Genomic DNA, 17,939 nt, shown 5'->3' with positions numbered 1-17,939 from the left:
CGCACGGACACACACCACCCCACCTCATCAACAAGGAGGTCTCTCATGGCGGTTCCGATCAGGACCGCGGTCGCCGCGCTCTGCGCCGGGCTGGCGGCCACACTCCTCACCACCGCTCCCGCACGGGCGGAGCAGGACGTCAACTCCTCCGACCGCGTCTGGTCCCTGTCCGCGGCAGCCCACGCACCGCGCGCGCGGATATCCCTGGACGACACCACCGGCTCGCTGAGCCTCGCGGTGTCCCGCGGCGGCCGTACGGTCATCGAACCGTCCCCCGTCGGCATCGTCACCGAACAGGCCGACCTTTCCCAGGGCCTGCGCTTCCTGCACCGCAAGGACCGGCTGATCGACGAGCGGTACCGGACGAAGTCCGGCAAGCGGCTGGACCGCCGGGTCCGCATGAACGAAACCCGTCTGTCGTTCGCCACCTCGGCCGGTGCCCGGCTCGACCTCGTCGTCCGCGCCTCCGCCGACGGCGTCGCCTACCGGTACGTCCTGCCCACCGGGTACGGCGACGTGCTCGGCGAGACCTCCGCGTTCAACCTGCCGCCGGACGCGAGCGCCTGGCTCGGCACCTACCGGGCCGACAACGAGGGCCAGTTCGTCCAGTACACGGCCGCGACCGCGCCGACCGGCGAGTACTCGGACCAGGCACTGTTCGCGACCGACGGCGGCTACACCCTGCTCGCCGAGTCCGACCTCACCGGCGCGTACTCCGGTGCCAGACTCGCCCACGACCAGGGCACCGGCACCTACCGGATCGAGCTCGCGGACGACCGGGTCCGCACCGACGGCCGCCTCGCCACCCCGTGGCGGGCCATGGTCACCGGTGACCTCGCCACCGTCACCCGGTCCACCTTCACCGACGACCTCGCCCCCGCCTCCAAGGTCGCCGACGCTTCCTGGATCCGGCCCGGCACGGTGCTGTGGACCTGGCTCGCCGGTGGCCGCCCAGCCGGCCAGAGCCTCGCCGCCCAGAAGGCCTACGTCGACTACGCCGCCGAGCGGCACTGGCCCTACGAGGCCGTCGACGCCGGCTGGTACTTCAAGGCCGACGAATGGGACACCACCGACCCCGACTGGCAGACCAACAGCTGGATGCCCGAGCTCGTCGACTACGCGCGCGCCAAAGGCGTCGGCATCATCGTCTGGATCCACCAGCGCGACCTCGACACAGCCGAGGAACGCGCCCAGTGGCTGCCCACCCTGGAACGCTGGGGCGTGAAGGGCGTCAAGATCGACTTCATGGACTCCGAGGCGCAGCCCATGCTGCAGTGGTACGACACCATCCTCAGGGAGACCGCCGCCCACCACCTCATGGTCAACTTCCACGGCTCGACGATCCCCAAGGGCATCCAGCGCACCTGGCCGCAGGTCATGACCCTGGAGGGCGTGGCCGGCGAGGAGAAGCGCACCAACACCGCCGCTCACCTCACCACCCTGCCCTTCACCCGCAACGTCATCGGCTCCATGGACTTCACCCCCGGCGCCTTCCAGCGCGTCGGCCTGCGCCCCAACTCCGACGCGGCCGAGACCGGACTCGCCGTCGCCTACGAGTCGGGCCTGCAGATGTTCGCGGGCAGCCCCGAGTCGTACGACGCCCGCCCGCTCGCCCGGGATTTCTACGACCAGCTCCCCGCGGCCTGGGACGACACCCGGCTGCTGGCCGGACAACCCGGCCAGGAGGCCGTACTGGCCCGTCGCAGCGGCGACCGCTGGTTCCTGGGCGGGGTGTACGCCGGCGCTGCCCACGCGGCCGACGTACCGCTGTCCATCGGCCCCGGACTGTGGCTGGTCGAGACGATCCGGGACGGCACCGACGGCCTCGTCCAGGACCGGCAGGTCGTGCGCGGCGGCGACAGGCTGAGCGTCGATGTCGTCACCAACGGCGGCTTCGCCGGGATCGCGTGTCCCTGGTCCCCGGGTGTCACCACCTGCTACCGCTGAGGCCCAACTCCGTTTTTCCACCGACCAGTTGGAGGGACCCGCATGAGTGTTTCCCGGCGTACTGTGCTGGCCACGGCGGCCGGTGCCGCAGCGGTATGTGCTTCCCCGACACCGGCTGTGGGCGCCGTCGACGCTCGGACACCGGCACCGACCCTGCGCACGTTCCGTGCGGCGGCCGACTATGCCGTCGAGAAGATCCGCGCCGTCGCGCCGGGCGTCAACGGTTTCCCCGTCGGGACGAGATTCGAGAAGTGGGTCTACTCGCAGGGCGGCGACTGGGTCGGCGGATTCTGGCCCGGAACACTGTGGATGGCCTGGCTCTACAGCAAGGACGAAGCCTTTCGCGCGTGGGCGCCGACGTCGGCGCAGAAACTGGCTCCGCGTCAGTACGACACCGGCACCCACGACCTCGGTTTCCTCTTCTACCCGTCGTGGGTCACCGCCTGGCGGCTGACGGGCGAGGACGCCTGGCGGACAGGCGCCCTGCAAGCCGCCGACTCCCTCATCCAGCGCTACAACCCGCGCGGACGCTTCATCCGGGCGTGGGGCCCACTGACCGATCAGAAGAACGCGGGCCGGGTCATCATCGACACGATGATGAATCTCGACCTGCTGGCGTTCGCGAGCCGGCAGACCGGCGACGCGAAGTACCTGGACATAGCCGTCGAGCACACCAGGACCACCCAGCGGGTGTTCCCGCGCCCGGACGGATCGACCCCGCACGTGTTCGACTTCGACCCCGACAGTGGTGCGCCGATCGGCCCGAACACCGTGCAGGGCTACAGCCCCACATCGTGCTGGTCGCGCGGGCAGGCCTGGGGAATCTACGGGTTCACCACCATGTACCGGCGGACCGGGAACCCGGAGTTCCTGGCCACAGCGCGCAAGCTCGCCGACTTCGCGGTGCGGGCCCTGACTCCGGACCACGTTCCGGTGTGGGACTACCGTGCACCGCAGCAGCCCCACGACATCAAGGACGCCTCGGCCGGAGCGATCATGGCATGCGGTCTGCTCGACCTGTCCACGGCCACCGGCAGACACTCCTATCGTGAGGTGGCGCTGCGGCTGCTCACCGCGTTGTCGCAGACCTGCCTCACGAGGAACTCCGCCCGCGCGGAGGCGGTCGTGGCCCGCTGTACCCGGAACCGGCCGGCCGAGGACGGCATCGAGATCTCCCTTCCGTACGCCGACTACTACCTGCTCGAAGGCATCCTGCGCGTGCTTCAGCCGGAGGATGTGGACCGGGCGATCGACCTGTCCACGCTCTGATCGCCGTTCCTGGCTGAGCGTCGGCCGCCGGCATGGGAGCGCTGGGCCTGATCAGCCCGCGATGGAGTCCAGTTGCTCCGCTGCCGGGCGCAGGGCCCACAGGTCGCCGCCGGGCGGCGCCTCCAGCGCCGGAACTGCCCTTCGCGCTCGCGTGTCTCCGGCGTCGGCGGCCGCGTGTACGACGTCGGTCGCCGCGTAGCGGTGGAAGGCGAGCTCCGGATGCGGCCAGGCCGCGGCCGCCGTGGCGGCGGGCAGCAGGTAGTCCACCGCCTTGAACAGGCTTTGCCCGTCCGGGCCCCGGTACGCCCACAGATTCACGCCGACGTGCCGGCCGATGGCCGCGAGCCGGGTGTGGGCGACCAGGGTGAAGGTCGAGTAGTGCCAGCTGCGGGTCCGGGACAATTCCTGCGGCTGGCTGCCGTCGGACGCGATCTGCGGCGCGATGCGCTTGCTCGCGGCGTCCAGGACCGTTCGGCGGGCGAGGCGCCGGTCGCCGGTCGCGTGGGCGAGGGCGGCGAGCTGCATGTCGTAGAAGGGGCCGTGGTTGTTGGTGGCGGCGGCCTCCTGTTTGCCGAAGTCGCTGTTCTTGAGCCAGCTGAGGAAGTCGGTGTTCCACTTCGTCATGCCGGTGCGGTCCTTCTCGGTCCAGGACGGGGCACCGGTGTCCAGAAGGGCGAGTGCGTCCAGGACGCTGGTGTACGACTGTGAGAAGTCGATGATGCCGATGGCGCGACCGTCGTACTTGCACGGAATGAACTGCGCGTGGTTCAGGTTCGGGTTCATCCGCGTGGCCGGATCGAGGAACCAGGTGCGCAGTACCTGTCCGGCCTTCCTGGCGTACCGCTGCTCGCCGGTGTAGTACCAGGCGAGAGAGAGGTCGTAGGCGGAGTCGAAGGTCTTCTCCACGTCCTGGCGGTCGGTACCGGAGTCGACCTCGGGGTTCCGCTCGCCGTCGCGCTGCACGTACGGGCAGCCCCACGGGTTCTCCGGGGTCGGGCGCTGGGTGGGCCACCAGTACGGAGCCTGGCTGAGGTAGTCGTGGATGTCGCCGCCGGGTGCGGGTCTGGGTTTGTCGACGACCGTCCAGGGGCCCTGGTCGAGCCACCTGTCGGCGCGAGCCGTCAACGCCGTGACCGCTCGTCGTAGGTGCGGGTCACCGCGATCGAGGCGCATCTTGGTCTGCCGCAGACGCTTGCCGTCCAGGACTGACGTGTCCGGGGCCTTGGGCGCGGGCTGTGTCGTCACTCGCGCCGAGGCGGTGGGGACGGCGACGGCGGTGAACGCGGTCAGCGCCGCCAAGAGGACGCCCAGGCATGGTCTTGCGCGCATCAATCCACTCCGTTCAGGCAGGCGAACGCACGGCTCGGTGACCTCCGTGCTCAGGGGCGGGTCGAGGAGACGGGCAGCTGAACGGCGGGCTCATCGTCCACCGCCGCGCGCTACAGCTCGCGCTGCGCCTCGTACAGGTTCTGCGGCCTGACCGCATGAGGGCTGCCGTACAGTTCCAGGCGCGTGTGCAGGTCGCCCGTGAAATCGGGGACGTCGATCTGGTCGAACTCCCTGACCTCGTCGATGCCGACGGTGGCGGAGTACGGCGCCAGGCCGTCGATCCTGACCAGGCCGGCGCGGCTGTTGGTCACGCGGATGTTCCAGTGCGTGAAACGGGCGCCGAACAACGGACCGGCGCTCGCGTCACCGCCGTGGCGGCCGTTGTTGTTCACGGTGATGTCGGTGCGGACATTGGCGAAGGGCAGGCCGCGGTGGCTGTCGAAGGTGCCCATCCGCATGTCGCCGCGCGACCACACGTTGTACGAGGACAGTCCCTCGACATTGATGCCGTGCAGTTGGGTGTTCGGTGGTACGGGGCTAGGGTCGGGATGGACCCGCCCGGGTCAGATGAGTGAACAGGTGCGGCCACATCCCGCCAGCCTTGCCGGGCAGGCTACAGGCCGTCACGCACCATGGCCGCGACGATCTGGACGTGGCGGTCGGCCGCCGTGTTCGAGAACTCGTTGTCGTAGTTCAGGCCGTAGGGCCAGAAGTGCCCACCGCCGGTGGAGAGCGTGGCGCCCGATCCGTCGAACTGCTTGACGAGCGCGGTGGCCTGGGCGCCGCGCCAGGTGCCTCCGGCGGCGAGAGTGGACCAGCCCGCGCTCGTGCCGACCCCGATGGTGTGGGCGATCTCGTGCAGCGCGGTCCGCTCGGTCATATAGCTCCGGTTGCCGAAGCGGATGGTTCCGTTGATGTTGCCGTCGGCGGTGGGCACGCCCGGGTCGTAGCGGACGGTGATGCTCTTGCCCAGGTCGCTCAGGTTGTTGTAGCGGGCCACGGCGGCGTTCATGGCGGCTGTGATGAGGTCGTAGGCCGCTCGCTGGTCGGCGGTGGGGTTGGTGGCTCGTTCGAGGTTCCAGGTGATCGTGGCCGCGGCCACGCGTTCCTGGGATGCAGGTGCGGACGGCGGCGCGGCCTGGGCGATGCCAGGGCCGGCCAGTAGGGCGGCTGCCAGTGCGGCCACGATCGCCTTGCGGCGCCAGGTCGGAGTCGGCCCTTCAGTGGGGTGGGGAGATCGGCGTGGGCGCATGCGGGGTTCTCCTGTGGGGGGTGGGTCGTCGAACGTGGGGTTGACGGTGAAGACGCACCGGCCGACAAGTCGAACGTGTTCGGAATATTGAACGGATCTTCCTCATCGGCCCATAGTGGCACCGCTGTTGGACGCGGCGGTCTCCTCCAGTGGGAAGTGGCAGGCCGCCGTGTGAGAGCTCGTTGCGAGCGGAGACACAGTGCTGGGCACGGTTTCGGCGCAGATGTCCTCCGCCCGCCAACACCGGGTCCGGAACCGGCATCCGGACGGCGGGTCGGCCGGTGAGGGGATCTCGCCGGTGAGGACGATGCGCTCCCGCTTCGCCCTGCCGCCGCCCGCCAAGGAGGGTGCCGCCGACAGGAGGGCGGCCGTGTACGGGTGGTACGGGCGCTCGAAGACCTCCTCCGCCGGGCCCGACTCGACGATCCTGCCCAGGTACATCACGGCGACGCGGTCGGCCACGTGCCGCACCACGGACAGGTCGTGCGAGATGAACAGGTACGACAGTCCCAACTCGTCCCGCAGGTCGCCGAGCAGGTTGAGAACCTGTGCCTGCACCGACAGGTCCAGCGCGGAGACCGGCTCGTCGCAGACGATGACCTCGGGCTCCAGGGCGAGCGCGCGGGCGATGCCGATCCGCTGCCGCTGACCACCCGAGAACTCCTGCGGGTAACGGCGGGCGTCGGCCGCGCGCAGCCCGACCATCTCCAGCAACTCGCCCACGCGTGCGGCCCGTCGGGAAGCGGGCACGAGGTCCCGGTGGGTGAGCCAGGGCTCGCCGATCAGGTCCGCCGCACACAGCCGGGGGTTGAGCGAGCCGAACGGGTCCTGGAAGACCATCTGGACCTTGCGGCGCCAGGCGAGCAGGCGCGCGCCGGACAAGGTGAAGGGATCGACCCCGTCGAAACGAACGGTTCCTTCGTCGGGGCGCTCCAGCATCAGCAGGATCCTGGCCAGCGTGGACTTCCCGCAGCCGGACTCGCCGACCAGGCCGAGAGTCTCGCCGCGGCCCAGGCTCAGATCCACCCCGTCGACCGCGCGCATCCTCCTACTGCCCTTCGCGGTGCGCGGTACCGCGAAGCTCTTGACCAGGCCGGCGGCCTCCAGCAGCGTCCCGGGCTCAGGCATCGGCGAGTTCCTTCCCGAAATGACAGGCGGCGGCACGGTCGGGCCCGGTCGCGGACAGTGTGGGCCGATGCGTGGCGCACACCTCGCGGGCGATCGGACAGCGCGTGCGGAAGGCACAACCGGTGGGCACGGAACGGGGATCGGGCGGGCTCCCGGGAATCGAGCTCAGCCGGGTGCCCTTGTGCTGCTCGGCCGGCACCGACTCCAACAGCCCCCGGGTGTACGGGTGGTTGGGCTTGCCGAACACCGTGGCCACGGGGCCCGTCTCCACGACCGTACCCGCGTACATCACCGCCACCCGGTCCGCATGGTCGGAGACGAGCCCCAGGTCGTGGGTGATGAGCACCAGCGCCATCCGCTGCTCGCCGCGCAGTTCGCCGAGGAGATCCATGATCTGGGCCTGCACGGTGACATCGAGTGCCGTCGTGGGCTCGTCGGCCAGCAGAACCTTCGGGCGCAGCGCGACCGCCATGGCGATCAGCAGCCGTTGCCGCATACCTCCGGAGAACTGGTGCGGGTAGGCGCCTGCTCGCGAGCGGGCCTCCGGGATGCCGACCCGCTCCATCAGTTCCACCGCTTTGGCCCGTGCGGCGCGACGGGACATCCTCTCGTGGATGCGGAACGGTTCGGCGAGTTGCGCGCCCACCGTGTGGACGGGGTTGAGCGCGCTGAGGGCGTCCTGGAAGACGATGCCCAGGCCGGGGCCGGCGAGCCTGCGCCTGGACCTGCCCGAGAGGGCGAGCAGGTCGTCGTCGTCCAACCGGGCCTGTCCGCCCACGACTTCCGCGGCGGGATCGAGCAGACCGGCGACGGCGTGCGCGGTCATGCTCTTGCCGCATCCGGACTCGCCCAGCAGGGCCAGCGTTTCGCCGGAGCGCACGGAGAAGCTCACGCCGCGCACCACGGCGGCCGGGCCGGCCGGGGTGTGGATGTCGACGCAGAGGCCTTCCACGACCAGGGCGTCGGGCTGCGGCGATGCGCTCGCGGGAACCGGCACGGTGGTGCGGTGCCCGAGGGCCGGGCCGGGTCCGGTGGAGTCATGGCCGTCATGGCCGACGATGCGGCCGGGCGCAGTGGTGTCCTGCTCGACGGCACGCGTCGAGGCGGCTGCCTCGCGCTCGTCCACCGGGACCGATGCGTTCACGCCGCGACCGGCCGCGGGACGGCGACGCAGGAGGCGTCGGCGGCCGCGCAGACCGTGCCGCCACCGCTGCCCCGGATCCGTCGACAACCGGGCCCAGGCCGCGAGGACGGTCGCCGACACGGTGGTGACGACGATGGCGAGACCGGGAAAGACCGCGATCCACCAGGCGCTGCTCAACTCCTGCCGTCCTTGAGCCACCATCAGTCCCCAGCTCACGTCCGGCGGCTGGATGCCGATCCCCAGGAAGCTGAGCGACGACTCGGTCAGCATCACGAAGCAGAAGTCGAGGGCGGCGACGGTGAGCAGGGTGGGCAGGACCGTGGGAGCGACATGGCGTCGGATGGACGCCCAGCTGCCGGTGCCGAAGGTGCGGGCCGCGTCCATGAACAGCCGGCTGCGCAGCTCGGCGGACTCCGCTCGCGCGGTGCGCAGATAGACGGGGATCCGGGCGACGGACAGGACCAGCACGATGGCGGCGGCGCTCGGCGAGAAGACGTAGAGCACCACGACGGCCAGCAGCAGGGACGGGAAGCTGAGGATGACGTCGGCGATCCGCAGGGACACGTTCTCGCGCCAACCGCCGTGAAAGCCCGCCCACATGCCCCAGATCGAACCGACGACCAGTGAGCACAGCACCGCGGGCACGGCCACCGACATCGTCGTGCCGGCCGCCGCTATCAGGCGTGCGGCGACGGGCCGCCCCAGGGAGTCGCTGCCCAGTACGTAGGCCCAGCCGTGGTCGAGGCTGAAGGGCGGCCGGCCCGGATCACGCAGGTTCTGACGCGTCGCCAGATCTCCGACCAGGAGGGGGCCCAGTACGGCGCACACCGCGACCGCGACCAGCACCAGCGCCGCCGCGAAGGCGAACCGGTCCTGGAGGAGCAGAGCGGGCCACCTGGGACGTGACGCCTGCTTGTCCGGCTCCAGGTCCGACGCCTGCTTGTCCGCCTTCAGGCCGGGCTCGTTGTCCTGGCCGCTGTTCGGCTCCGTCCGGAGCATGTCGCCTCCTTGACTCACGCCGCCGCCCGCAGTCGCACACGTGGGTCGAGGAGCGCGTGGCAGATGTCCACCAGGATGTTGAGCGCGAAGATCACCAGAGCGGTCACCAGCACAGCCGCCTGCAGGACCGCGAAGTCGCGCTGCAGCACCGAGTCGATCATGAGCTTGCCGATGCCCGGCCAGCCGAAGATCGTCTCGACGACGACCGCGCCGTTGACGAGACCTACGGCGAGGTCACCGGCAACCGTGAGCACCGGCGCCGCGGCGTTGCGCAGGGCGTGTCCGAAGACCACTCTCCCCTCGCCGGCGCCCTTGCTGCGCGCCACCTTGACGTAGGGGGCCGACAGCGCGGACACCATGGCGCCGCGCACCACCTGGACCAGCACCCCGAACGGCCGGATGAGCAGCGTGGCCACGGGCAGGACCCAGGCCGTCGCGCCGTTCGTGCCGGAGGTGGGCAGCCAGCCCAGCGTCACCGCGAAGACGAGCACCCCCATGATGGCGAACCAGAAGTCGGGGACGCTGGCGGCCGTCGAGGACAGGAAGCTCGCGATCCGGTCGGTCGCCGAGTTGGGACGGTAGGCCGCCAGACTGCCGATCACCACGGCACCCATGATGGCGAGCAGCATCGTCCACCCGGCCAGTTGGAGGGTGGCGGGGAAGGCCCGCAGCGCCGCCTCGCCGGCCGGCTGGGCGGTGCGCAGCGACTCACCGAAGTCGAGACGGGCGACCTGTGCCACGTAGTCGCCGAACTGGCTGACCAGCGGCTGGTCGAAGCCGTTGCGGGCGGCGAACTCGGCCCTCATCTCGGGTGTCGCACTGAGCGGGAGATACAGGTTGGCGGGGTCTCCGGTGAGGCGGGCCAGGAAGAACACCCCGAGGACCACGACCAGCAGGGGGATGACGCTGGAGACCGCGCGGCGGCGCAGCATGATGAACATCGGTCCGCTCCTTCCTCAGTCCGCGCGGCGCATGTCGGCGAGCCGCATCTCGTCGTTGGTCGCCGAGTCCGGCCGGTAGCGGATGTCGGGGGAGAGGGCCAGGATGCCGGTCATGTTGGCCATCACGGCATCGCGTACGACCTCGTCGTTCTGCTGGGCGAAGGCCTCCGCGAACGCCTTCTGCCGCTGGTCGCCGGAGGCCAGTTGGGCCTTCTCGATCGCCGCGTCGAGCGCGGGGGTGCCGTAGCTGCTCTGCGCGCCCTCACTGCCGTAGATCTGTCCCATCGTGAAGGCGGCGTCTCCCGCCTGGTTGCCGTGCTGGGCCTGGAGGAGGGTGGGGCCCTTGCCGTTGGGGAAGGGGCGCAGCAGGTACTCCAGCCAGGCGTTGACGTCGAGCATCTTGATCTCGACCTTCAGTCCGGCCTTGAGCAGGCCGTCCTGCACCACCTCCATGGCCTCGGCGGCCTTCGGGTAGATGCCGTTGCGGCCGATCAGGGTGATGGTGGTGCCGGTCGGTACGCCGTCGGCGCGGGCCTGGGCCACCAGTTCCTCGGCGCGCTCCGGGTCGTACGGCCACGGCCTGATCCGCGGGTTGTACCCGGTGACGCCCTTCGACACCAGCTGCCCGCTGGGGCGGCCCGAGAAGACGGCCGTGACCAGGCCTTCCCTGTCGATGGCGTAGTTGATGGCCCGGCGGATCCGGATGTCGTCGAGAGGTGCCTCGGTGGCGTCGATCCTGAGGTACGAGACCTCGTTGGTGGTGAACTCCACCGCACGGTCGCCCGCTCCGTCCTCGGGGGCGAGCCCGATGGCGACATCCGCCTCGCCGTTGGTGACCATGGCCGCGCGCACACTGCCCTCCGCCCGCCACACGTACTTGGCCGCGGCGAATGCGGGGGGCTCGCCCCAGTAGTCGGCGTAGCGCTTGAGCCGCAGAAAGCGGCCCTGGCTCCACTCGTCGATCCGGTACGGCCCGGTCCCGATCGGCTCACGCACCCGGGCCCCGGGGTCCGTACTCGTCGGCACCATCTCGACGAAGGACAGGCGTAAGGGGAGGATCGGGTCGGGCTCGGCCGTCCTGACCTCGAGCGTCGCGTCGTCGACGGCGGTGGCGGTGACCTCGCTGTCGCTGAAGATGTATCCGTCGACGTTGCAGTCGATGGCCGAATCGGTGGCGCGTTTGATCGAGAACGCGGCCGCGGCGGCCGTGAAGGGCGAACCGTCATGGAAGGTGACGCCCTCGCGGATCGTGAAGGTCCATGAAGTGGCGGAGGCGCGTGCCCACTTGACGGCCAAGGCCGGCTCCAGCCGACCGGTGGAGGGGTCGCGCTCCGTGAGTGCCTCCGTGACGTTGGCGCGGGTCACTCGTCCGGTCGCGGTGAGCGAGGCGTCACAGGGCTCCAGGGTCGGCGGCTCCTCGGGCAGGACGATGCGCAGCGTGCCGGGACCTTCGCCGATGGGGTCGGCACCGGCGACGGAACAAGCGGAGACGCCCACGAGCGTGAGGGCGGACAGCAGCGCGCCCGCGGCGCGTTGTCGGGGGCGAGGGGCCCTCGCACGAGTGGTCACTGAGCCTGAACCGGTCACTGTGCCTCCATGGCCCCTGTCCATAAGAGAAAACCAGGTTTAGATATGTGGACGACTGACGGCTTGCCATTATGTGGTCGGTTACGGCGAGTGGGTCAAGGGGTCTGCAGCGGAATGCTGATCTCTCTTCCGTACGACTCAACACATCGGATCTCTTCTGGATGTATTGACGGCCAGTCGCATCATCTCTACCTTGCGCTCTGGGATAGATCCGATGAATCTCGTGAGTCGTACGAGCCTCCAGGAGGCGCGATGCCCAGCCCGTCCAGCCGACCGTTCAGCCGTCCGTCCAGACGTACCGTGCTCGCCACCGGCTCCGTGCTCGGCGGAACGCTGCTCGCGGGAGGCCTGCCCGCCCCGGCCGGAGCGGCGGACACCGCGCCGGCCGGCTCCGATCCCTGGCGCGCCGTCCTCGACGACGCCGACCTGGTCTGGCAGCGGATGCCGAAGACCTGGTACGAGGGCCCGTTCCTGGGCAACGGCTTCCTCGGTTCGGGGATCTACGCCGAACCGGCTGCCGAGGACGGCACCTTCCAAGCCGTCCGCTTCAACGTGCAGCACTCCGAAGTGCAGGACCACCGCCCGCAGTTCGGCTCACTGTTCGGGCTCGCACGGCTGCCGATCGGCCACTTCACGCTGGAGCCGGTGGGCACGATCACCGGCCTGGACTGGCGGCTCGGCCTGCGCGACGCCGAGCTGACCGGCACGCTCACCACGGACCGGGGCACCCTTACGATCCGCGCCCTGGTGCACAACTCCCGCTCCACGCTGGCCGTCGAGGTGACGCCGAGCCAGGGCGAGCGGGACTTCGCGTGGGCGTTCCATCCGGCCGAGGCGGTCAGCCCGCGCGCCGCGTTCCGGCCGCTGCCACAGGGGTACGAACCCAACCCGCCCGCGGAGACGAGCGAGCACGACGGCATCTTTGCCGCCGTACAGCCGCTCCGGTCCGGCGGGCAGCATGTCACCGCGTGGCGGGAACGGACGCGCGGTGGAGTGCGGACGCTGTACGCCCATGTCGCGCACTCGTATCCGAAGTCGACGGCACTCGGGCGGGCGCTGGCCGTGGTCCGCGACGCCTCGAAGCTCGCGTACGACGCGCTGGCGGTTTCACACCGTGCCTGGTGGCACGCCTTCTACCGGAAGAGCTTCCTCTCGCTGCCCGACGCGCGCATGCAGCGCTTCTACTGGATCCAGCTGTACAAGACGGCGTCCGCGGCCCGGCGCGACGCACCCGTGATGGCCACCTGCGGGCCCTGGCTGGAGTCGACGCCCTGGCCGGCGACCTGGTGGAACCTCAACGTGCAACTGGAGTACTGGCTCATCCACGCCTCCAACCACCTCGAACTCGACGCCGTCACAAGGGCGTTGAGCGAGTTCAGGGACAACCTGACGGCGGAGACGGCGCCCGCGTACCGCGCCGACTCGCTGGGCATCCCGCGCACCACCGACGCCTCGCTGGTCAACGGCGGCGCGACGGGCCCCGTCCTGGGCTACGGCGTCGGCATCCCGGGCCAGGACCCGCCGACTCCCGAGGTCGGCAACCTCACCTGGGCCCTGCACAACGTCTGGCTCAGTTACCGCCACACCATGGACGAGTCGATCCTCCGCGACGTCCTCTTCCCCCTCCTCCGCAAAGCGATCAACTACTACCTGCACTTCCTGGAGCCGGGCGCCGACGGCAAACTGCACCTGCCCGCCACCTTCTCGCCCGAGTACGGAGGCAACTCGCGGGACTGCAACTACGACCTGATGCTGCTCACCTGGGGCTGCCGCACGCTCCTCGAATCCGCCGAACTCCTGCGGATCGACGACGAGTTGGCACCACGCTGGCGCGAGGTCCTGGCCAGACGGGCCGACTATCCGACCGACGGCAACGGCTTCATGATCGGCGCGGACATCCCCTTCGCCAAGTCGCACCGCCACTACTCGCATCTCCTGGCCGTCTACCCGCTGTACGAGCTGACCGGCCGCACGCCCGAGGAGAGGGCGCTGATCGAGGAGTCACTGGCCCACTGGGTGGGCTTCGAAGGCGCCCTCCAGGGCTACACGTTCACCGGCGCCGCCTCGATGTCGGCGCTGCTGGGCAAGGGCGAGGACGCGCTCAGCTACCTGGGCCAGCTGATGACCCGCTTCATCCAGCCCAACACCATGTACCAGGAAACGGGCCCGGTCATCGAGACCCCCCTCTCGGCCGCCCAGTCCCTGCACGACATGGTCTGCCAGTCCTGGGGCGGCGTCATCCGTGTCTTCCCCGCGCTGCCGGCTGCCTGGGCGGATCTGACGGTGCACAACTTCCGTACCCAGGGAGCCTTCCTGCTCAGTGCCGTACGCAAGGACGGGGTGACCCGCTGGGTCCGGCTGCACAGCGAAGCAGGCGCCCCCTGCGTCGTACGGCATGGCATCAGCGGCCCGATCGAGGTACGCGACGGCAGGGGACGCCCGTTGCGGTACGAGTCCGTGGGCGACGGTGCGATCCACGTCGCCCTGCGCAAGGGGGAGTCGGCGCTCATCACCGCCAGGGGCGACCGTCCCGACCTGAGGATCACGCCCGTCGAGCCGAACGAAGAGGCACCGCGCTGGGGGTTGCCCGGTTGACCGGTCCTTGCCCGTGACCGCCGGGCGGTGTGTGCTCAGCTCCGTTCCATCGGACTGCCGGCAGCGCGCACGACGCGCGGGCCCGCGCCCAGTTCGCGACGGCACGCCTTGTTGAACGCCTGGAGATCGGGGATGCCCACTGCCGCGGCGACGGCGGGGATGGGCAGGGTGGAGGCGAGAAGAAGGTGCCGGGCCCGCTCCAGTCGGCGGCGCCGGATGTAGGCGATGACCGTGAGGCCGGTCTCGGCACGGAAGAGGCGGGTCAGGTGAGTGTGTGAGACTCCGGCCGCGCGAGCGATCTCGGGCACGGACAAGGGGCTGACCAAGTGCTCCTCGACATGGGCCTGAGCGGCGGCTACGACGGGATGCCGACGTCCGGCCTGATCGGAGCCGGTCAGGTGGGCGACGTGCCAGAGCGCTGCCCAGACCTCGGCCGAGGCTCGCGCCGCGGACATCGGCATCGCGGTGACCGCGTGTCTCAGCAGGCCGGCCAACAGTGTCCCCTCTGCCCCCGCGTCCTGCATCAGCGGCACGGTCCGCGGCGCTCCGTCCCCTTGCATGCGCAGGTGGACGTACAGGTGCTCCGATCGGCCGCGGTAATGGAAATGCACCTCGGTGTCCGGCGGGACCAGGCTCACATGCCCGGGCCGGATGGCATGGACGCTCGTCCCCACGGACAGGGCACCCACATAGCTGTACAGGTGCAGTTGCCAGAGGTCCGGCAAGCGGAAGACCTCGTGCGCGGTCGAGACGCCGTGCACACCGACGCCGGCGTTCACCACCTCGGGCGGCTCGTCGAGCCGCAGCGACACCTTCTCCATGGTGGTGGAAATCTACCAGCAGCAGACGATTACATCCCACGACGCCAAGGGTTTTGCCACCTACGTTAGTTGCATGCCAACCACCAAACAGCTGCTGACCTCGGTCCAGGTGGCGCGCTTCGTGGCGCAAGGGTTCCTGCGTCTGGACGGGGTCGTGCCACAGGAGATCAACGACCGGGCCGTCGCGTCCCTGCCCGCCGGCATACCCGAGGTGCCCTACGGCACTCCGCCGGCCAAGGCGTTCCCGCAGGACACCTTCATCCACGACCTGCTCTCCCTGCCCGTGGTGTCCGGCGCTCTGGAGAGTCTTGTCGGGCCGGGCCCGACGGTCGACCACCACGCGGTCCACGTGCGCGAGCCGCACGAGGGCGTCGCCCAGGCGCTGCACGGCGATGCCATCATCGACGTACGGCCGGACGCCTTCGACGTCCAACTCATGTACTACCCGCACGAAGTGACACCCGACATGGGCGGCACCCTCAGCGTGCCGGGCAGTCATCTGCGCCGCGTCAACGAGACCGACATAGGCCGGGTCCAGAACCTGCGCGGTCAGACCCGTCTGACCTGCCCGGCCGGCACGGTCGTCCTGGTGCACCACGGGATCTGGCACGGCGGGCGCCGCAACGACACCGGGCGCAGGCGCTTCATGTACAAGATCCGCTTCAATCCGACCGTGCCGCAGGTCCGCCTCTGGGACACCTCCGACCTGGACGACCCGGCGGTGACGGCGGAGCTGAACAGGTCCTTCCCGTGGTACGAACACGCCACCGCCCGGCTGGAGATCTACAACCGCGTACTGCTGTGGCGCGCGCTGACCGGCGACGACTCGTTCGACGTGGAGTACTGGGTCACCCGCGTCAGCAACCGTCCGGCCTTGAGGAGCCACGCATGAAGCAGCAGGTCCTGGTGCTCTACCTCGCCTCGTCGGCCCTCGACGCCGACGTCGTGGGCTGGTCCCGCTACGACGGCACCGGCGACACCCACCCGACGACCGGTGACAGCGACGAGCCGCCGTACAAGACGGGCCTCGCCGCACTGCAGGACGGCTGGCGTCTGTTCCAGGCGTCCCAGTTGCTGCCGCCCCATCCCGGCCACGAGTACGACACCTCGTTCCTCAAGCACGAGTTCTTCTTCGAGAAGCCGGCGGAGACCGCTCGCCGGGATGACTGCCACTGCCAGGGCTCTATCAGCTAACATAGAATAATTAGATAGATAAATGGCAGGCGCAGGCGAGGAGTGGCCGTGGACTTCGGGCTGACCGACGAGCAGGACCTGTTGCGCGCGACGGCTCGGCAGTTCGTCGCCGACGTGTGCCCGGCCGAGAAGGCCAAGCAGTGGGACGAGGAGGGCGTCGTACCGCCCGGGCTGTTTCAGGGCATGGCCGAACTCGGCTGGTTCTCCCTGCCGTTCGGCGAGGAGGAGGGCGGCGACGGCGGTGGGCCGCTGGAACTCATCCTGATCGCCGAGGAACTCGGGCGGGCCAGTTTCGACGTCGCCATGTGCTACATCGGGGTGCTCATCCCCGGAATCACCGTGTTCCGCTGGGGCAGCGAGGCGCAGCGCGACTTCATCCGTACGCACGTGATGACGGGCCGCCACCGGCTCGCCGTCGGCCTCAGCGAGCCGGACAGCGGGTCCGACGCCGCGGCGCTGCGCACCACCGCCGAGGACCACGGGGACAACTTCCTCGTCCGCGGCCAGAAGGCGTGGTGCACGGGCGGCGGCCTGCCCGACACGACCATCGCCACGTACGTGCGGACGGGGCCGCGCGAGCCCAAGCACGGCGGCATCAGCCTGCTGCTCGTCGATCCCGCCACCGAGGGCGTCGAGGTGCGCCGGACACCGACGCTGGCCCGGCACATCCTGGGCACCAACGAGGTCTTCTTCAACGATGCCCTGGTGGCCAAGGAGAACCTCGTCGGCCCGCGTGACGAGGGCTGGAAGGTGATGCTCTCCAACATCGAGCTGGAGAAGGTGATCATCAGCGGAGGTTACCTGGGCGCCGCGCAGGCCACGCTCGACGAGATGCTCGAATACGCCCGCACCCGGCACGCCTTCGGTCGTCCGATCGGCAACTTCCAGGCTCTCGCCCATGCCATGGCCGACCTCCAGACCGAGATCGACTCCGCGCGGCTGCTCGCCTACCGGGCCGCCTGGCTGCTCGCCCAGGGCAAGCCGTGCACCAGGGAAGGGTCGATGGCGAAACTGAAGGGTTCGGAGACGTACGTGGCGGCGGCCCGGCTCGGGATGCAGGTCTGCGCGGGGCACGGGTTCTCGACGGAGAGCGTGATGAGCTTCCGCTACCGGGAGTCGATCGTGGCCACGATCTCCGGGGGCACGAGTCAGATCCAGCGCAACGGCATAGCCCGCAGCATGGGGCTCAGATCCTACTGAGCCCCGCCGCCCGTGTCCTGTCCGGCCAGCCATTCCTGGTGCCGTGCGAAGTGGCCCTGGTCCCGGGTCACCCAGATCCCGGAGGCCCGGGCCAGCACGGCCCGCGCCGGCAGCAGCACCATCTCGCCCGCGATGTACCAGCGCCGGCCCTCCCGCTTCTCCACCCAGGCCCGCACCTCCAGCGGCCGCTGAACCGGCACCGGCTTCACGAAGCTCACGGTCAGTTCCGCCGTCACGCTCAGCACCCGGTGCAGCAGCGGCAGATGGCCGAGACAGTCGTCCAGCACGGCCGCGGTCCAGCCGCCGTGCGCGACATCGGGCCCACCCTCCTGGTCGCGCGGGCAGGACAGCTCGAACCGGGCCGTCCCGTCCTCGTCGAGCCGCTCATGCTCCACTCCCAGCCGGCAGGAACCGGCGGCGCGGCACGCCCCGCACAGGGCGACCCCGCCAGGAGTACGGGGCGGCTCCTGGAAGTCCGCTCCGGCCCAGGGCCCCGTCGGTGGCGTCGTGGACATACTGTGACTCCTCTTGTC

General features: G+C 70.0%; 14 protein-coding genes and 1 pseudogene. 6 read left to right on the top strand and 9 right to left on the bottom strand.

What is annotated here, in order from left to right:
- The first annotated feature begins 45 nt into the window (after positions 1-45).
- On the top strand, positions 46-1,947 hold the full coding sequence (locus tag OG252_RS04505) for a glycoside hydrolase family 97 protein (RefSeq protein WP_329333883.1): 1,902 nt from the start codon (positions 46-48) through the stop codon (positions 1,945-1,947).
- 42 nt (positions 1,948-1,989) lie between these two features.
- Positions 1,990-3,216 (top strand): glycoside hydrolase family 88 protein, encoded by a 1,227-nt coding sequence (locus OG252_RS04500; protein ID WP_329333881.1) that lies wholly within the window; start codon positions 1,990-1,992, stop codon positions 3,214-3,216.
- A 51-nt stretch (positions 3,217-3,267) separates the two neighbouring features.
- Here the strand turns inward: OG252_RS04500 and OG252_RS04495 are convergent, their stop codons facing one another.
- The 7 genes and pseudogenes from OG252_RS04495 to OG252_RS04465 all read right to left on the bottom strand — a co-directional run bounded on the left by OG252_RS04495 (position 3,268) and on the right by OG252_RS04465 (position 11,578).
- Complete coding sequence (locus OG252_RS04495; protein ID WP_329333879.1) at positions 3,268-4,545, bottom strand: alginate lyase family protein; 1,278 nt, start codon at positions 4,543-4,545, stop codon at positions 3,268-3,270.
- A gap of 110 nt (positions 4,546-4,655) precedes the next feature.
- Positions 4,656-5,081: pseudogene (locus OG252_RS04490) on the bottom strand (hypothetical protein); the annotation flags it as partial.
- A gap of 77 nt (positions 5,082-5,158) precedes the next feature.
- Complete coding sequence (locus OG252_RS04485) at positions 5,159-5,797, bottom strand: hypothetical protein (protein ID WP_329333876.1); 639 nt, start codon at positions 5,795-5,797, stop codon at positions 5,159-5,161.
- 102 nt (positions 5,798-5,899) lie between these two features.
- Positions 5,900-6,925, bottom strand: coding sequence for an ABC transporter ATP-binding protein (locus tag OG252_RS04480; protein ID WP_329333874.1), 1,026 nt, complete (start codon positions 6,923-6,925; stop codon positions 5,900-5,902).
- Positions 6,918-9,068 (bottom strand): dipeptide/oligopeptide/nickel ABC transporter permease/ATP-binding protein, encoded by a 2,151-nt coding sequence (locus OG252_RS04475; RefSeq protein ID WP_329333872.1) that lies wholly within the window; start codon positions 9,066-9,068, stop codon positions 6,918-6,920. The genes OG252_RS04480 and OG252_RS04475 overlap by 8 nt, the downstream gene beginning before the upstream one ends.
- A 14-nt stretch (positions 9,069-9,082) precedes the next feature.
- Entirely contained in the window at positions 9,083-10,009 is a 927-nt protein-coding gene (locus OG252_RS04470; protein ID WP_266451776.1) for an ABC transporter permease, read from the bottom strand.
- A 15-nt stretch (positions 10,010-10,024) separates the two neighbouring features.
- Positions 10,025-11,578, bottom strand: coding sequence for an ABC transporter substrate-binding protein (locus OG252_RS04465; RefSeq protein WP_329333870.1), 1,554 nt, complete (start codon positions 11,576-11,578; stop codon positions 10,025-10,027).
- Positions 11,579-11,848: 270 nt separating this feature from the next.
- On the opposite strand from OG252_RS04465, the gene OG252_RS04460 reads away from it, so the two are divergent.
- Positions 11,849-14,191 carry a glycosyl hydrolase family 95 catalytic domain-containing protein gene (locus OG252_RS04460; protein WP_329333868.1) on the top strand — a complete coding sequence of 781 codons (2,343 nt, stop codon included), beginning with the start codon at positions 11,849-11,851 and terminating at the stop codon, positions 14,189-14,191.
- A 35-nt stretch (positions 14,192-14,226) separates the two neighbouring features.
- Here the strand turns inward: OG252_RS04460 and OG252_RS04455 are convergent, their stop codons facing one another.
- Positions 14,227-15,012: an AraC family transcriptional regulator gene (locus OG252_RS04455; protein ID WP_329333866.1), complete on the bottom strand. Its 786-nt coding sequence runs from the start codon at positions 15,010-15,012 to the stop codon at positions 14,227-14,229.
- A 73-nt stretch (positions 15,013-15,085) separates the two neighbouring features.
- Here OG252_RS04455 and OG252_RS04450 point away from each other — a divergent pair, with 73 nt between their 5' ends.
- The 3 genes from OG252_RS04450 to OG252_RS04440 are packed head-to-tail and all read left to right on the top strand — an operon-like array spanning position 15,086 to position 17,406.
- Entirely contained in the window at positions 15,086-15,904 is an 819-nt protein-coding gene (locus OG252_RS04450; protein ID WP_329333864.1) for a phytanoyl-CoA dioxygenase family protein, read from the top strand.
- A complete protein-coding gene (locus OG252_RS04445; protein ID WP_266451781.1) occupies positions 15,901-16,206 on the top strand; it encodes a hypothetical protein in 306 nt (101 codons plus the stop codon). Before OG252_RS04450 ends, OG252_RS04445 begins: the two co-directional genes overlap by 4 nt.
- 48 nt (positions 16,207-16,254) lie before the next feature.
- Entirely contained in the window at positions 16,255-17,406 is a 1,152-nt protein-coding gene (locus OG252_RS04440; RefSeq protein ID WP_266451782.1) for an acyl-CoA dehydrogenase family protein, read from the top strand.
- On the opposite strand, the gene OG252_RS04435 is transcribed toward OG252_RS04440, so the two are convergent.
- Positions 17,400-17,921 carry a PaaI family thioesterase gene (locus OG252_RS04435; RefSeq protein WP_329333860.1) on the bottom strand — a complete coding sequence of 174 codons (522 nt, stop codon included), beginning with the start codon at positions 17,919-17,921 and terminating at the stop codon, positions 17,400-17,402. The two genes, OG252_RS04440 and OG252_RS04435, sit on opposite strands and share 7 nt — an antisense overlap.
- Between the last annotated feature and the right edge of the window lie 18 nt (positions 17,922-17,939).

Source organism: Streptomyces sp. NBC_01352 (assembly GCF_036237295.1).
In the GTDB taxonomy this organism is placed as follows: domain Bacteria; phylum Actinomycetota; class Actinomycetes; order Streptomycetales; family Streptomycetaceae; genus Streptomyces; species Streptomyces plumbiresistens.
Note: the sequence above shows the minus strand (reverse complement) of the source record. Positions and strands in the feature narration are given on the sequence as shown.

Bases quoted from the DNA above. Each gene is read 5' to 3' on its own strand.
- OG252_RS04505 (WP_329333883.1), top strand. From the start codon at position 46: ATGGCGGTTCCGATCAGGACCGCGGTCGCCGCGCTCTGCGCCGGGCTG.
- OG252_RS04500 (WP_329333881.1), top strand. From the start codon at position 1,990: ATGAGTGTTTCCCGGCGTACTGTGCTGGCCACGGCGGCCGGTGCCGCA.
- OG252_RS04495 (WP_329333879.1), bottom strand. From the start codon at position 4,545: ATGCGCGCAAGACCATGCCTGGGCGTCCTCTTGGCGGCGCTGACCGCG.
- OG252_RS04485 (WP_329333876.1), bottom strand. From the start codon at position 5,797: ATGCGCCCACGCCGATCTCCCCACCCCACTGAAGGGCCGACTCCGACC.
- OG252_RS04480 (WP_329333874.1), bottom strand. From the start codon at position 6,925: ATGCCTGAGCCCGGGACGCTGCTGGAGGCCGCCGGCCTGGTCAAGAGC.
- OG252_RS04475 (WP_329333872.1), bottom strand. From the start codon at position 9,068: ATGCTCCGGACGGAGCCGAACAGCGGCCAGGACAACGAGCCCGGCCTG.
- OG252_RS04470 (WP_266451776.1), bottom strand. From the start codon at position 10,009: ATGTTCATCATGCTGCGCCGCCGCGCGGTCTCCAGCGTCATCCCCCTG.
- OG252_RS04460 (WP_329333868.1), top strand. From the start codon at position 11,849: ATGCCCAGCCCGTCCAGCCGACCGTTCAGCCGTCCGTCCAGACGTACC.
- OG252_RS04455 (WP_329333866.1), bottom strand. From the start codon at position 15,012: ATGGAGAAGGTGTCGCTGCGGCTCGACGAGCCGCCCGAGGTGGTGAAC.
- OG252_RS04450 (WP_329333864.1), top strand. From the start codon at position 15,086: ATGCCAACCACCAAACAGCTGCTGACCTCGGTCCAGGTGGCGCGCTTC.
- OG252_RS04445 (WP_266451781.1), top strand. From the start codon at position 15,901: ATGAAGCAGCAGGTCCTGGTGCTCTACCTCGCCTCGTCGGCCCTCGAC.
- OG252_RS04435 (WP_329333860.1), bottom strand. From the start codon at position 17,921: ATGTCCACGACGCCACCGACGGGGCCCTGGGCCGGAGCGGACTTCCAG.